The 14329-nt window shown below is 55.8% G+C and carries 14 protein-coding genes; 8 read left to right on the top strand and 6 right to left on the bottom strand.

The features are described 5' to 3' along the window. Positions 1 to 241 precede the first annotated feature (241 nt). Positions 242 to 1459: a multidrug effflux MFS transporter gene (locus BM347_RS13960; protein WP_093917119.1), complete on the bottom strand. Its 1218-nt coding sequence runs from the start codon at positions 1457 to 1459 to the stop codon at positions 242 to 244. Between the two features lie 104 nt (positions 1460 to 1563). Between BM347_RS13960 and BM347_RS13955 the strand changes: the two genes are divergently transcribed. Then, positions 1564 to 2136, top strand: a complete 573-nt coding sequence (locus BM347_RS13955) for a TetR/AcrR family transcriptional regulator (RefSeq protein WP_093917118.1) — start codon at positions 1564 to 1566, stop codon at positions 2134 to 2136. A gap of 89 nt (positions 2137 to 2225) precedes the next feature. Here the strand turns inward: BM347_RS13955 and BM347_RS13950 are convergent, their stop codons facing one another. Beyond that, positions 2226 to 2810, bottom strand: a complete 585-nt coding sequence (locus BM347_RS13950; protein ID WP_093917117.1) for a TetR/AcrR family transcriptional regulator — start codon at positions 2808 to 2810, stop codon at positions 2226 to 2228. A 78-nt stretch (positions 2811 to 2888) separates the two neighbouring features. Between BM347_RS13950 and BM347_RS13945 the strand changes: the two genes are divergently transcribed. Genes BM347_RS13945 through BM347_RS13925 form a run of 5 tightly spaced genes read left to right on the top strand, consistent with a single transcriptional unit; the run spans position 2889 to position 9843 of the window. Further along, positions 2889 to 4070, top strand: a complete 1182-nt coding sequence (locus BM347_RS13945; RefSeq protein ID WP_093917116.1) for an efflux RND transporter periplasmic adaptor subunit — start codon at positions 2889 to 2891, stop codon at positions 4068 to 4070. Between the two features lie 3 nt (positions 4071 to 4073). Beyond that, entirely contained in the window at positions 4074 to 7181 is a 3108-nt protein-coding gene (locus BM347_RS13940) for an efflux RND transporter permease subunit (protein WP_093917115.1), read from the top strand. Then, entirely contained in the window at positions 7178 to 8536 is a 1359-nt protein-coding gene (locus BM347_RS13935; RefSeq protein ID WP_093917114.1) for an efflux transporter outer membrane subunit, read from the top strand. The genes BM347_RS13940 and BM347_RS13935 overlap by 4 nt, the downstream gene beginning before the upstream one ends. A gap of 35 nt (positions 8537 to 8571) precedes the next feature. Then, on the top strand, positions 8572 to 9300 hold the full coding sequence (locus BM347_RS13930) for a DUF1499 domain-containing protein (RefSeq protein WP_093917113.1): 729 nt from the start codon (positions 8572 to 8574) through the stop codon (positions 9298 to 9300). A gap of 3 nt (positions 9301 to 9303) precedes the next feature. Beyond that, positions 9304 to 9843 (top strand): ricin-type beta-trefoil lectin domain protein, encoded by a 540-nt coding sequence (locus BM347_RS13925; RefSeq protein WP_093917112.1) that lies wholly within the window; start codon positions 9304 to 9306, stop codon positions 9841 to 9843. A gap of 660 nt (positions 9844 to 10503) precedes the next feature. On the opposite strand, the gene BM347_RS13920 is transcribed toward BM347_RS13925, so the two are convergent. From BM347_RS13920 to BM347_RS13910, 3 genes are all read right to left on the bottom strand, one after another. After that, positions 10504 to 11067: a hypothetical protein gene (locus BM347_RS13920; RefSeq protein ID WP_093917111.1), complete on the bottom strand. Its 564-nt coding sequence runs from the start codon at positions 11065 to 11067 to the stop codon at positions 10504 to 10506. Positions 11068 to 11387: 320 nt separating this feature from the next. Continuing rightward, positions 11388 to 11741 (bottom strand): hypothetical protein, encoded by a 354-nt coding sequence (locus BM347_RS13915; protein WP_139226491.1) that lies wholly within the window; start codon positions 11739 to 11741, stop codon positions 11388 to 11390. A 134-nt stretch (positions 11742 to 11875) separates the two neighbouring features. Beyond that, positions 11876 to 12214 (bottom strand): helix-turn-helix transcriptional regulator, encoded by a 339-nt coding sequence (locus tag BM347_RS13910; protein ID WP_093917109.1) that lies wholly within the window; start codon positions 12212 to 12214, stop codon positions 11876 to 11878. A 506-nt stretch (positions 12215 to 12720) separates the two neighbouring features. On the opposite strand from BM347_RS13910, the gene BM347_RS13905 reads away from it, so the two are divergent. Then, entirely contained in the window at positions 12721 to 13089 is a 369-nt protein-coding gene (locus tag BM347_RS13905; protein ID WP_093917108.1) for a hypothetical protein, read from the top strand. After that, positions 13086 to 13283 carry a helix-turn-helix transcriptional regulator gene (locus BM347_RS13900; protein WP_093917107.1) on the top strand — a complete coding sequence of 66 codons (198 nt, stop codon included), beginning with the start codon at positions 13086 to 13088 and terminating at the stop codon, positions 13281 to 13283. Before BM347_RS13905 ends, BM347_RS13900 begins: the two co-directional genes overlap by 4 nt. A 289-nt stretch (positions 13284 to 13572) precedes the next feature. Here the strand turns inward: BM347_RS13900 and BM347_RS13895 are convergent, their stop codons facing one another. Continuing rightward, positions 13573 to 14205, bottom strand: coding sequence for a tyrosine-type recombinase/integrase (locus BM347_RS13895; RefSeq protein ID WP_093917106.1), 633 nt, complete (start codon positions 14203 to 14205; stop codon positions 13573 to 13575). Positions 14206 to 14329: the final 124 nt, after the last annotated feature.

The following is a 14329-nucleotide window of genomic DNA, read 5'->3' as shown; positions in this document are numbered from 1 at the left end:
TTGGAGAAGGGGGGCCGCTGCGCCAGTCGTCCAAAGAACTGCTATCGAAGGGGGGAGAGCGAACTTCTGAGACATTCGCTGCAAGCGCAAAAGAAAGGTCGTGATCGGTTCGGCACCGACCTCAACAGATATTTTTCTGCCGTTCCTACCGTATCTGGCATCTCCCCGTGCGCCGCTGAAACGGAAGTTAAGTCCGGTGTGCAGGATGTCTCCAAGCTGCTTTTCCTAATAAGCAAAGCCCCTATAGCTCCACATTTGAATTCTCAGACTCACTGGAGCGTCTTGTAACGAAATACAGCAGGGATGCCGCACTGGCTGGAATTGCGAGCCCAAGAGCCATTGGCAAGGCGGTGGACGCCCCGCCTATGGCCACGAAGCTGGAAACGGCGAAAGCGAGGGCGAACTGGATCGCACCCAGAAGCGCCGATCCCACCCCTGCCGCGGCCTTGGTCGTTTCCATCGCAAGGGAAATCGCATTAGCCGAAAGCAGGCCCACCAAGCCGATCGAAACCCACAGGGGCACGACAAACACCAACAAGGAGTCTGTCTGAGACAGCAAGGTGAGCAGGATGGTAGACGCGGCAAAGAGCGGCAACACGGTCTTGAGAATTTGTTCTGGTATGAAACGATTGAGCAATATCCCATTGATCCGGCCAAAGATAATCAACGCGGTCGCGATGATCGCGAACATGATGCCAAAGCCAATGGAGCTTAGCCCGAAAATCCCTTGGAATACCCCCGATGAGCCAGTGATAAAGGCAAACATACCGCTTGGGATAAGGCCCGCCACCAAGGCCATCGTGACAAACCCGCGTTGCGAAAGCAGGCGTTTCGCGGCTTTTAAGCCATTTCGAATGGGCGCGGGCTGGCGATCCTGAGCGGGTAGGGTTTCGGGCAGGGTGACCACGGAGAGGGTCAAGGCCACGAGGCTGATAAGCGCCATCGTTGCAAAGATTGACTGCCAGCCAAACGCTTCGAGAAGCAGGCTGCCCATCGTCGGTGACGCGATGGGCCCGAGTGTCAGCAACATGACCAGCACGGTCATAACCTTCGCGGCCTTTTGCCCCTCATAAAGATCTTTCACCATGGCGCGCCCGACGACCATTCCCGCACTCGCGCCGATTGCCTGTAGGAACCGTAGGGCATTGAACCATGCAATGTCATTCATCAGCGGCAGTGCAATCGAGGTCACGGTGAACAGAACGGTCCCTACAAGAAGCGGGCGCTTGCGTCCGTAGGTATCGGTCAATGGGCCAATGAGGATCTGCCCAAAACAGAGGCCGAGAAAGAAAATCGAAAGCGAAAGTTCAGCCGCCGTATGGGTGGCGTTCATCGAGGCCGCGAGCTCACCAAGTGCGGCGAGGTACATATCCGTGGCCAATGGGGGAAAGAGGGACAAAAGGCCCAAAGTGGCGGTAACGGCAAAGGCCCGTTTCGGGGTAAGGAAAATCTGTGACATCTCGGTTCCGGCGATAATATTGGACTGCGGTCTACTTGCGGATAGTGGACTGCAGTCTAATCTTCAATCACGGACTAATCTGCATCTATGAACAGGAACTGTGCATGTCGGGAAAAAGGCCAAGTGGGCGGCCCGCAAATCAAGACGCCAGCACGGCATTGAAGGCTGTGGCTCTACGTCTGGTTCGGGAACTGGGCTATGAGAAAGTCTCGGTTTCGGCAATCATTGAGCAGGCTGGCGTGGCGCGCCAAACGCTCTACAACCGCTGGAATACGAAGGCCGACCTTGTCCTCGAAGCCGTTTTTGAGCAGACCAACACCTATGCCGCCGAACCTTCTTGGGACGGGGCAGAGGATTGTCGGACCTTGCTCGAAGACTTCCTGATCCGTATTTTCGAACACTTGCGCATCTACGGGGACACCCTCCGCGCGCTGATCGCGGCCTCTCAGCAGGATGCAAAGTTCCACAAGTCGTTTCATGCAAATTTTGTTCTGCCTCGGGAGCAGATGATCACCGCTTTGCTCCGCCGGGCGCAGGACCGCGGAGAGCTTTCGCCGGGGCGGAGCGTGGAAACACTGTCGACCTTGATACATGGTGCGTTCTGGTATCGCCTGCTGAACCGCGGGGTGTTGAACGCTGGGTTCGCGAAGGAAATAGTGGCGGAAACCTTCGCCTGATCATTCGGCACTCGGACTGCCTTCGGCAAAGGGATGCCGTGGCAGGTAAACCTTTTGCTCGAAGCGTCCGAATACATCGTTCGGCAAAATCACGATGTCGACGTTAAGAGGGCTGCCGCGGCGATTGTTCCTTCCCAGACCACGTCTAACGCGGCGCTCAGGGATAGGTTTTCTTCGTGCTCCCAAAGGACGATCGCTCGGCCCACTGCGTCGGTTGTGTTGCTTGCAAGTGCTGCGGCGGCTTGAGGGTTTTGAACGCGATGGCTTAGGCATTCCGTAAGCTCTCTGCGCTCCATAATGAGAAACCCCTGCAGGATGCCTCTCGCTTTTTCGTTTGAACGCAGAACCGTGCCGATCATCTTGAGAATAGGTTCATCTTTGGTCAGTGCAGCGACATGTTGGTCCAGAAACAGTTTGAGGTCGTCCGCAAGAGGTCCGCTCCCGTCGCGCAGTGCTTCTTTTGCCGCTTCCGTAAAGGCTGGCGGTGCCCCCACCGCAGCCGCTTCCTTATTGGTATAGTAGTTGAAGAAAGTCCGCGTACTGATGCCGGCTGCAGCGGCAATTTCCTCTGTCGTGACATTCTCCAGCCCTTTTTGAACGGCCAAATCCAATGTCGCCAGTTGGATGTCATGCGCCGTTTGCTGTCGTCTACGCTCTCGTAACGAAAGTGTCATTACTGAAATCCTTGCGTATAGTGCAATATCTGCGTAGATGGCATAAATTTTGCCGAAAAGTCAAGGATCGAGAAGCACATGAAATTCAGCGTTTGGAAGATGTTTGGCGCAGCAATTGCGTTGGGGGCGGCTGCCACAATGGCAAGCGCGCAAGGGGGGCCTCCCGGTGGGATGCCCGTTGCAGGGTCGCTTGAGGTGGGTGTGATCGAAATGCAGATGCAGGAGATCCCGCGTATCGTTACCGCGCCGGGGCGGGCTGTTGCTTTTCAAAATGTTGAGGTGCGCCCGCGCGTCGGCGGTGTGGTCGAAGAAATTCTCTACACGCCCGGGCAATTGCTTGAGGTTGGGGACCCGCTTTTCCGGATCGACGATTCGTCCTATCTCGCGACCGTTGCGACGGCGCGTGCCAACTTGGCCACTGCCGAAGCCAACTTTCCGGTGAAGCAGGCGGCCTATGACCGGGCCGAACAACTCGCCGGACGCGGCTACACCGAAGCCGAGGTCGAAGTGGCGCGTGCCAGCCTGGCCGAAGCAAAGGCAGCCCTCGACGCAAACAAGGCAGCACTTGAGTATGCCGAGACCGAGCTGTCGTGGGCAACCCTGACCAGCCCGATTGACGGGCGTGCAGATGTGTCAACTGTATCCGTGGGGGATTTGGTCACGGCAGGGCAGACCGACGCCCTGACCAGCATTGTCACCTCTGATCCGATCTATGTGGATATGATGGAAGCCAGCGCGCGGATCCTGTCCTTTCGCAAGGGCATTTCCGAAGGCACTCTCACGCAGAACGACGTCCTTGAGGCAACGCTGACGCTGGAAAACGGCGACGTGTTTCGCGGCACGGGCAAATTGGTCACGCCCGGCAACAATGTGTCGACCTCAACCGGAACCGTGACCATCCGTTTTACCTTTGACAACCCTGATCACATCATCCTTCCCGGCATGTTTGTGCGTGGGGAAATCGTGCTTGGCACGATGCAAGCCTACCTTGTTCCGCAACGTGCGGCGACGCGTGGCAACTCAGGTAAACTGACTGCTTATGTTATCGGTGAAGACGGCAAGGCAGAACAGGTGACGCTTGAAGATGACGGCACCTATCAGAACGCGTGGATCGTGCGCGAGGGATTGAGCGAAGGGGACCAATTAATCGTGGACGGTCTCTTGTCGCTGAGCGCGGGACAGGCGGTGACACCGGTCGCCGTGACGATCAACGAAGATGGCGTTGCGCTCGATGCCGACACCACAGCCGTGGAGGAGTGAACCATGGCCTCCTTCTTCATTCACCGCCCTGTCTTCGCCTGGGTGCTTGCCATTGCGACCATGCTGCTCGGCGCCTACAGCCTGACCAGCCTGCCGATTTCCCAGTATCCCGACATCGCGCCAACGACGGTGCGGATCACGGCGTCCTACACCGGAGCCTCGGCCGCAACGGTCGAGAACTCCGTCACCACGGTCATCGAAGACGGGATGACGGGGCTGGACGGTCTGACCTACATGACCTCCTCTTCGAATGAGGGGACCGCCAGTATTTCCCTGACGTTCGATGACAGCATCGACCCCGATATGGCGCAGGTGCAGGTGCAGAACAAACTGCAACTGGTGGAGTCGCAACTGCCGGATGTGGTGGCGAACTTGGGTATCTCCGTCACCCGCTCGACCACGTCCATTCTGCTGGTCGGCGCCCTCGTCAGTGAGGATGACAGCTATTCCTCTCTCGAACTGGGCGATATCCTGAGCAGCACGATTCAAGATGCGGTGCAGCGCACGGACGGCGTGGGGTCGGTCAACACGTTCGGGACGGAATATGCCATGCGCATCTGGTTGGATCCGGATCGATTGTATCAATACCAATTGACCCCAAACGATGTGACCTCGGCCGTCTCCGAACAGAACACCAACGTCACCGTTGGCAGTCTGGGGGATCAACCTGTTGTCAAAGGCCAGCAGTTCACGGTGTCGCTCTCCGCGCAATCCCAGCTTGAATCGGTCGAGGACTTCGAGAACATCCTGCTGAAAACCAATGCGGACGGATCGGCAATCTATCTTGCCGATGTCGCGACAATCGAACTGGCCGAGGAAGACTATGGCAGTGTCAGCCGCTTCAACGGCCATCCCGCAGCGGGTTTTTCCGTAAACCTTTCCACCGGCGCCAATGCGGTCGATACCGCCGAAGCGGTGCGCGCCGTGGTCTATGGCCTGTCCTCTGCCCTGCCGGCGGGCGTGACGGTCGAATACCCCTATGACACGTCGCCCTTCGTCGAGGAGTCGATTGACCAGGTCTATGAGACGCTGATCGAGGCGATCTTTCTGGTCTTTCTGGTGATCCTTCTGTTCCTGCAAAGCTGGCGCGCGACGCTCATTCCGACCATTGCGGTACCGGTGGTTCTGCTGGGAACGTTCGGCGTCTTGTCGGCCTTCGGCATGTCGATCAATACCCTGACGATGTTCGCGCTGGTGCTGGCCATCGGACTGCTTGTCGATGACGCGATCGTCGTGGTCGAAAATGTAGAGCGGGTCATGGAGGAAGAAGGACTCGATGCCGTTGCGGCGACGGAAAAGAGCATGGGCGAAATCTCACCCGCGCTGGTCGGGATCGTGATGGTGCTGTCCGCGGTGTTCCTGCCGATGGCGTTCATGTCCGGATCGACCGGGGTAATCTACAAGCAGTTCTCGGTCACGATCATTTCGGCGATGGTGCTGTCGCTTTTCGTTGCGCTGATCCTGACGCCTGCGATGTGCGCGCAGCTTCTCAAACCGAACCATGACAAGAAGCCTCTGCTTCCGCTGCGGTGGTTCAATGGCGGCCTTGACCGGCTGACGGGTGGCTATGCTTCGGTTGTCGGGCGGTTGTCCATGCGGCCTTTCCGTATGGTGGTGGTATTGCTCCTTGTCGGCTTTGGCGCCTATTGGGTCTACGACCGTCTGCCGTCGTCGTTCCTGCCGACCGAAGATCAGGGCGTCCTTATGACCATGATCGAACTGCCTCAGGGATCAACAGTCCAGCAAACGGCCAACACGATTGAACAGATCGAGCAGTATTTGCTGACCGAAGAGACTGAGATGGTTGATGGCGTATTTGCCAACGTCGGATACAGTTTCGGGGGGTCAGGTCAGAACTACGGGATGATGTTCATCAGGCTCAAGGACTATGAAGAGCGTCCCGGTCTTGATGCGGCCGATCTGATGATGCGGGCAAACGGGAAGTTCTTCCAATCCCGTCTGGGCAGCATCTTTGTCCTCCAACCACCTGCCATTCCGGGACTGGGAACGTCCTCGGGCTTTGCGATGTACCTCGTGGATCAGTCAGGCGCGGGTCAGGAAGCGCTAAGCGAGGCGGCAGATCAACTGGTTGCGGCGGGGCTTGCCGACGGTCGCGTGACCAATCTGCGCGGCAATGATGCGGCGACGGAGCCTTCGTTGAAACTGCGTATCGACCAGCAGAAAGCTGAAGCTTTGGGGGTGTCTTTGTCGAGCGTGAACACCATGCTCGCGACCGTGTTTTCTGGCACTTATGTCAATGACTTCCCGCTGGGCAACAACCTGCGCGAGGTCATTGTGCAGGGCGGGGCAGACTGGCGCATGCAGCCCGATGACATTGACCACTGGTATGTGCGCAACAACAGTTCGGAAATGGTGCCGCTGTCGGCCTTTGTCAGCCGTGAATGGGAAACCATCACGCCCAAGCTGTCGCGCTATGGCGGCACCCGCGCGTTGGAGCTTTCTGGCGAAGCGGCAGCGGGTATCAGTTCGGGCGACGCGATGGAGGTGATGGAACAACTTACCGCAGATCTGGACGGATCTTATGCCTCGGCTTGGACAGGGTTAAGCTATCAAGAACGGTTGTCCGGTGATCAGGAAGCCACTCTTTATACGATCTCGGCGTTGGTTGTCTTCCTCTGCCTCGCCGCCCTCTACGAAAGCTGGGCCGTGCCCTTTGCGGTAATGCTTTCCGTGCCAGTGGGTATTCTGGGCGCGCTTGTGACGACGTGGTATTTCGGACAGTCGAACGACGTCTATTTCAAAGTAGGCCTGCTTACCACGATCGGCCTTGCGGCGCGAAATGCTATTCTGATCGTCGAATTTGCGGAATCCCTTCGGGCCGAAGGCAAAGCGTTGCTGGAAGCCACCGTCATGGCAGCGCGTCAACGTCTGCGTCCCATCTTGATGACATCTCTTGCCTTTGGTTTCGGCATCATGCCGCTGGTATTGGCATCCGGGGCCGGGGCCAATGCGCAAAAATCCATCGGTACGGGGATGCTCGGCGGGATCCTCTTTTCGGCGGTCATCGGGATCGTGATGGTGCCGGTCTTCTACGTCGCCGTAATCCGAACAACAGAAATATTCCGTAAGCGAGTGGAGAAAGCTCAGTGAAACCTTACTATCTCGTACTGGGTTTTCTTGTCGCTGGCTGTGCTGTCGGCACTGATTATCAGCGCCCCGAAATGGCTATGGAAAGCCGTTTTGTCGGTGGCAATGCGGAAGAAATCGGGGCGGTCGCCATCCAGCAATGGTGGCGGAACTACAAAAACCCGATCCTTACAGGTTTCGTTGCCCGGGGCCTTGCCCAGAACCTTGATGTGATCGCTGCGGGCGAGAGGATACGCCAGGCACAGGCCGAGTTGCGCAAAACCGGGGTCAATGCAGCGGCGGACGGATCGCTGACCGGATCGGTGACGAACTCCGGCGGTGACGCAACAAGCGGTACAAGTACCGTCAAAAGCGGGTCTCTGGGCGCTTCGCTGGTGATCGACCTGTTCGGCGGCATCCGGCGCGAGCGCGAGGCTGCTGTCGCCTCTCTTACTGCAGCCCGCGCCGAGGAGGAAACTACGCGTCTTGCTTGGCTGGCCGAACTGATCGCGGCCTATTCCGATGCGCGCTATTATCAAGAGGCGATGGCCTTGACGCGCACCGCAATCGCCACGCGCGAAGAGACGGTGGACATCACTCGCAGCCAGTTTAATGCGGGAGCAGCAACGGAATACGAAGTTGCTGAAGCGCGGGCTTTGCTTTCGACAGCGCGGGCTGATCTGCCGCAGTTCGCCGCCCTGTTTGACGCGAACGTCTATGCCATCGCGACATTGCTGAACGAACCGGCGGGTCCGATTAAGGCGCAGATGCAAAAAGGAGCCCCCCAACTCTCCAGCCCGGGGGGGGCGCGCACCGGCGTACCAGCTGATTTGCTGCGCAATCGCCCCGATGTGCGCAGTGCCGAAGCCGGTTTGGCCGCTGCTGTTGCCAAGGTGGGCGTCGCTGAAGCCGCGCTTTACCCTGCTTTGTCTCTGTCCGGTACGGTAGGCCGGACGGACGCCACGGACGCGTGGAGTTTCGGGCCGCAATTGTCTCTACCCGTATTCAATCAGGGTCTCTTGAAAGCCAGCCGTGACGCGCAACTCTCTGTCGCGCGACAGGCCGAGATCGCTTGGCGGGCCTCAATCAACGAAGCGGTTGAGGATGTTCAGGTGGCACAGTCCAACCTGTCGCGGGCGCGGCAGAGAGCGCAACTGCTGAGAACTGCCGCCAGCGACTACAGTCGTGCGCTGTCATTGGCGCAGGAAAACTATCGGAACGGTGCCATCACGCTGTTGAACCTCCTGGAAACTGACCGAAATACCAATGCCGCAAGGATCTCGGCGGCCTCCGCCACGAATGAAGCGGCGCAGGCTTGGGCCACGTTGAAGATCGCGACCGGAGCGGGGGCGGCCGTGACTGGTCAGCCGAGTAATTAAGCAAATATTAACGCTGGTCGTGAAAGGCCGAAGACATGAAACATACTGGAAAAATTGCAGCCTTGATTGCCGTCGCAGGTGTAATCTGCGTCACACTGATCTTGTTCGGGGCGCGGTTGGGGCTTTGGGAGCCGATCATAGGGTTCGGGCTTTACCGGAGCTACTTCAACGCAATCGGGGCGGGCATCTTCAGCGCGGGGCTGATCGCTTTGGCCATCCATTTTGGCCGGGGCGAAAAGGGTTGGGCTGCGGTCGGCGGCGTGGTCGCGCTGCTTGGACTGGGGATCCTGTTTCCTCTCATCTCAAGCACCGTGAACCCCCAACCACGCGCTGCACCAATTCACGACATCACGACCAACACGGCCAATCCTCCAGCCTTTGAGGTGCTGAATGAGACCCGTGCGGGTGCGAAGAACACCCTGGAATACGGTGGTGCAGAGGTGGCTGACCTGCAAGCGACGGCCTATCCCGATATCGCGCCGCTTCAGACAACACTGAGCGCGGATGCCGCCTTTGAACGGGCGCTGGACGTGGCTGGTGAAATGGGGTGGGAAATCGTCGCGACTGACCCGGGCCGCCATCGGTTCGAGGCCACCGCGCGCACCTCTGTCTTCTATTTTGCCGATGACGTTGTCGTTGCGATTACCCCTGCCGAGAACGGTAGCCGCGTGGATATGCGCGGCGTTTCACGGGTCGGGCGCAGTGACCAAGGCGTCAATGCAGAACGAATTCGTACCTTTCAACAACAGTTCTCAAAGGGGTGAGCTATGAGATTTCCGAACTCAAACCTTGCCTTTGCCGCGCTGATCGTATTGGGCCAAAGCATCCCATTGTCAGCCCATGCGGAGGCACCAACCCTTCAGACCGACGGGCCCGTCATTCATCTTGCCGATAACCTTGACGAGGAAGCGTCACTCGGCTGGTGCATCGATACTGAAGGACGAGAGTTGAGCGATCAGCTTCACGCCCATTCATGCAAACCGGAAGGAGACGACGTGTTCTTCACCTATGCGGCAGAGACGGGCATGATCGCGTCGGCGACCTATGATGGTCTATGCATGGCGTATAATGACCCGGAGAATGCCGAAAACCCATTTGGTCTGGTTTCTTGTGACGAGGGCGATCCCGCACAGCAGTTTGTTTATGACGACGCGAGCATGGAGATGAGTTTGGCCTCGGACCCCGCGCAATGCGTCACCGTTGCGGAAACAATCGACGATGCGGGCCCATACCAGTCTCGCGACCTGATCCTCGCGCAGTGTGGCACCTTAGATGTTAACTTCAAGCAATGGGTTATTCAAAGGTAAGAAGTACTAAATGTTTGCCGTCACCGAATTCCGCGCGGTACCGGTAACGCATATCGGTAAGCACTTGGTTTAGTCGGTGAAGATCGTAGCGGGAAAGCTTGTGTTTTATAGTCAGCCGAAAAGTCTCTGAAGGAGACGTTCCTTGCCCGCGGCCCCAAGGTCCGTTCTGGGCCGTTCATGTCGGCGGCACTAAGGACGGTTCTTGTCGATCAACACCAAGGGCGAATGCGGGACGTTCGCCGCGGCGCATCAGGAAATTATTAGGTTTCACAATGCAGACACTCGCTTGCCGGCTTTCAGAAGGTGCTACATAACTGAACGCTAAAGAACTCGATTGCATGTTCACGCAGCGCTCTCGACTTGGCGCTTGGGTGACAGGGTCGATGGCAAATACCGAGACACCGTCACTCATGGTAAAAGAAATGAAAACCTTGCAGCGGTCGGATGTGATTTTTCGGATATCCCAATCGCAGATTCTTGGGCCCAGATATGGGGGCGGCGCGGAACCGCCATCAGGGCATGAGGCGGCTCATGTGATAGCATTACCTATGGTAAATGAGATTGACGATAGGACTGAAACGGACGGGGAAACATCGTCAGAATGCCGCTGGACCAGTCGATCCAGCGGTAAATGTTTAGCGACTGTGAGGGCTAACCTCTTTACTGCGCTGCACAATTAGGATTTGTTCCTGGGATGACCGTAACTTGGGGATCATTTTGGGCGAGGTATCGGAATCCTTCTGCTGCCACTTTGCTTGCTAGATTATTGCTATAATCAAAATTTGGGAGAATATTAGCAAGAATAGTTGCGCCCAAAATACTCCAGTGACCAGGTGGAATGTTGTCATTTATGATCTGCCATGGGAAATTTGCATTGAAGTTTTGGCGTACTCCACCATGCGTAATTTGGAGTTGGATATTTACGTTTTGCCCAACTGAAAGATCATTTTGTCTAGGATTAGGGAGCATAACTCTAATGTAGCAGTCAGGCTGTCCGCGCAATTCAATATCTACAGCTTCCATGCTGTCATAGAAGGACAGTCCAGGTTTCGGCTGGCCCCCAGCACTAACGCCAAAATTGTTAGCGTCATGTTCCCAGAGGACAACACCATTGTCGTGAGCCCGAACGCCGTGAAAAACCTGGGCTGAACTGCTGCTTGCAATTGCCGCGCTGGCTGCAAAAGCAGCAACAACCAGTTTAGTATGGATCTTGTAGTGTCTCATGTGATTTTTCCTTTTGTTTGAGGATGAAATGCGCCCCAAGTCATAGGGGGAGCGCTGACCAACAACGGATGCTGCGGCCTTGGGAAGATGACTGGCGATTATTAGCCGCCAGCCTGGATTTTATGGTGATTGCAGAGCCGCAGTTTGAACGGTCTCAGCACCGCACCTTATCTTGGGTGCGCGCGTCGAATGTAGGCATCAGAGGAGCGTTTTAAACAGCTCTGCTGGAACTGCGGCTCTTCGACAATTTGAGTGTATGATATGGACCCAGATTGAAGAGAGAGCAGCGTAATGTTCAACTGCACTCGTTCTGTATGAGATTAACTCCCGACGGGCTCCACCTTGCCATAGCCATGGAAAACATACGCCTGTTTCGGCTCTACCAGAAACTCAGCCTTCCGGTTGTTATTCGGGTGGATTTTGAAGTAGACACCTGATGCAGCGACGATTCCCTGATGACCCGGCGCAACCAGTACTTTTTGTGCCGGTACCAAGTTGATCCCATCACTGTAGTTGTAGACGAAAAATGTTACAGGGTTGGGTGAGTTGTTAAAGATCACAGCGGCTTTAATGGCTGCGCCCCCAATCAGTTTTGTGATGTCGTCGCGCGCGTCCTGATAGAACTTGTTAAGGTTCCCATCAAGTTTCACGTCTAGGTTTGCTTTAGTGTTCATTTCGGTTTCCTCTTCTTTATGCCAACGGACCATCCGCTAGGCACTTTGAGGTTATCTTTTAGGTTGAGTTTTCGTAACCGTATGCAGCTTCCGCGATACGCAAGAATGCGGGCTTTCGTTTGCGCCACGCGCAATTACTGTCGGAAATTAAGGCTTAAAATGAATTTTCTTAGATGCTCCAGAGCATCTTCGGGTAGCTCATTAAGGAATTTTGGAAGTTCGGCCAGACTCCCACTCGCTGGAGGATCCGAGTGCGCGGCCTCAAGACGCTCTGCGGACCGAAACAACCAGTCCATAGAGATATCCATTTCATTACAAAGCTTGATCGCATTCTCAATGCTAATACTTTCGCCAGCGGCCCATCTTGAGATGGTGCTCTCACTTACGTCCAGCGCTGCAGCAAGAGCGGTGAATTTGTTATATCCTCGTTTCGAAATCGCCTTTTTTAACTGAACACCCCAATGCCGATCCATTTTGTAAACTCCCAATGCAAATAGGAAATTTTGCGCGCGCTAAGCACTAACGCAAAGGGTGCATATGGATTTCGATAAACAATCTGGGGTTATTGTGGGGCGGTCGTGTTTCAAGAGGTGGACGAGACGTGGTGCAACAATTTCAATCACCACCGCACTCATTCCAGCCTCGCTGGTATGACAACGTCGGAAAAGCGGGCTGCGACTGCGGCATCCCAATCGAATGACCAAGGTCCGCAAAGGGCCGTGCGTGACGGGGGGCGACCTTGCAAGCGAACATGCTGCGGTCGATCTAATGGCGGCAGAGAGCCCATTTAGTCAGATGCTGCAGTGCGCGCGAATGTCCGATTCTCAAATTCCGGCCGGTTTTGTGACAGATCTAAGCAAGCTTTGCCAAGAGTTGTGGGCAAGACATTCCGAGCGCAGCAAAACATGATGTAAAGGTGGCTTTACATCAGTGAGATTCCGATGCAATGTAAAGCGTGCTTTACAAATGGAGGCTCCTGATGCCCAAATTTTTATTGATGATCGTCGGCTTGACTGCCTATGCATCCGCCTTGTTCATTTCCAATGCTCTACTCGACCAAGGTGTTGATAGCCAACTGGTTCGAATAGTGGTTGTTCTGATCCCAATGCTACCTGCAGCATTCATTTGTGGTGTCTGCATCTTTGCCATTCGTAAGCTGGACGAGATGCAAAGGAAATTACAATTCGAAGCGCTTGCCCTTTCCTTTGTGGGGACGGCACTCATAACGTTTTCATATGGTTTCCTTGAGGCTGTGGGCTTTCCAAGAATCTCGATGTTTGCCATCTGGCCGTTGATGGCAGCTCTCTGGTTTGTCGGCGTTATGATCGGTCGGTTGCGTTTCGGATGAAAAGTCGCATACGGGAACTTCGACAACTAAGCGGTCGATCGCAAGCAGAGCTCGCGGAAAGTCTAAGCGTCTCTCGGCAGACCGTGAATGCCCTTGAGCGTGGACGATATGATCCTAGCCTTCAGCTGGCATTCATCATCGCTGGGTATTTTGGTTTGACCATTGAGGAGATCTTTTTGGCAAACAAAGAATGACAGCACTCGCGTTGAATGGAAGGCTTGGTAAATCTTGTTGCGCAAACTGGTTGGTACCGTGGCACATGTTTTTCAGTCACTTGCGAAAGCGACCGCTTCTAGCCGACCAACCGAAAGCTGACTTTGGCGCAGCTGCAACCAAAGCCCGGTTTGTCCGGCGAACTGTGAATTTACTCCCAGCTGATTTTGCGGCTGCAGCGAATGTCCAGAAAACGGGCTGCATCCGCAGCGTTCAGGGCTGAGGTCGAACGGCAGGAATGGGTCGCCCGCGAAGGCGACCCGGAAATTGCTAGATTTCAATGGCCTCCGCGATTGCCAGCGCATCTTCAAGTTCAACGCCAAGGTATCGCACCGTGCTATCCATCTTCGTGTCCCCGAGGAGAAGCTGAACTGCCCGCAAGTTGCCGGTCTTCTTGTAGATCTGGGTCACTTTTGTCCGCCCCATCGAATGCGTGCCATATGCACTCGCGTCTAGGCCGATTGATGTGACCCAGTCGCGGACGATCCGCGCATACTGGCGTGTCGAGATGTGCAGGCGTTCATGGAACCGACCCGGCCAAAGGTACTCCGAGCCAACCATGAGCTCATCTTCCATCCACTTTTCGACCGAGGCGCGTGTGCCTTCGGATATCTCAAATCGCACAGGTTTCTGTGTCTTGCATTGTAACACCGATGCCCGTTCCTTGATCTGACCCGACGCCATGACGTCGACGACTTTCATCTTCACCAGGTCACAGCCGCGCAGCTTGCTGTCGATCGCCATGTTAAACAGCGCGAGGTCGCGATGGTTCTCTGATAGTTCTAGACGAACCCTGATCGCCCAAACGTGTTGAGGCTTCAAAGGCCGTTTCTGACCAACGATACGACCCTTGTTCCAAGCGGGGCGAAGTGCGCGAATGGCTGGTAGGTTTGGTGTTTCCATGACTGATCCTCCGATCCGCCATGCCCTCCCACAACGACAACCCGACGTTGACTAAAGCAGTATATCACCGGATGCTGCGTTGCATCTGAGGACCGAAAGGAGCCCTAATTTGACCGATGCTGCG

The organism is Sulfitobacter marinus (assembly GCF_900116285.1).
Lineage (GTDB): Bacteria > Pseudomonadota > Alphaproteobacteria > Rhodobacterales > Rhodobacteraceae > Sulfitobacter > Sulfitobacter marinus.
The sequence above is the reverse complement of the archived record's forward strand: the minus strand, read 5'-3'. Positions and strand labels throughout refer to the sequence as shown.

Bases quoted from the DNA above. Each gene is read 5' to 3' on its own strand.
- BM347_RS13960 (WP_093917119.1), bottom strand. From the start codon at position 1,459: ATGTCACAGATTTTCCTTACCCCGAAACGGGCCTTTGCCGTTACCGCC.
- BM347_RS13955 (WP_093917118.1), top strand. From the start codon at position 1,564: ATGTCGGGAAAAAGGCCAAGTGGGCGGCCCGCAAATCAAGACGCCAGC.
- BM347_RS13950 (WP_093917117.1), bottom strand. From the start codon at position 2,810: ATGACACTTTCGTTACGAGAGCGTAGACGACAGCAAACGGCGCATGAC.
- BM347_RS13945 (WP_093917116.1), top strand. From the start codon at position 2,889: ATGAAATTCAGCGTTTGGAAGATGTTTGGCGCAGCAATTGCGTTGGGG.
- BM347_RS13940 (WP_093917115.1), top strand. From the start codon at position 4,074: ATGGCCTCCTTCTTCATTCACCGCCCTGTCTTCGCCTGGGTGCTTGCC.
- BM347_RS13930 (WP_093917113.1), top strand. From the start codon at position 8,572: ATGAAACATACTGGAAAAATTGCAGCCTTGATTGCCGTCGCAGGTGTA.
- BM347_RS13925 (WP_093917112.1), top strand. From the start codon at position 9,304: ATGAGATTTCCGAACTCAAACCTTGCCTTTGCCGCGCTGATCGTATTG.
- BM347_RS13920 (WP_093917111.1), bottom strand. From the start codon at position 11,067: ATGAGACACTACAAGATCCATACTAAACTGGTTGTTGCTGCTTTTGCA.
- BM347_RS13915 (WP_139226491.1), bottom strand. From the start codon at position 11,741: ATGAACACTAAAGCAAACCTAGACGTGAAACTTGATGGGAACCTTAAC.
- BM347_RS13910 (WP_093917109.1), bottom strand. From the start codon at position 12,214: ATGGATCGGCATTGGGGTGTTCAGTTAAAAAAGGCGATTTCGAAACGA.
- BM347_RS13905 (WP_093917108.1), top strand. From the start codon at position 12,721: ATGCCCAAATTTTTATTGATGATCGTCGGCTTGACTGCCTATGCATCC.
- BM347_RS13900 (WP_093917107.1), top strand. From the start codon at position 13,086: ATGAAAAGTCGCATACGGGAACTTCGACAACTAAGCGGTCGATCGCAA.
- BM347_RS13895 (WP_093917106.1), bottom strand. From the start codon at position 14,205: ATGGAAACACCAAACCTACCAGCCATTCGCGCACTTCGCCCCGCTTGG.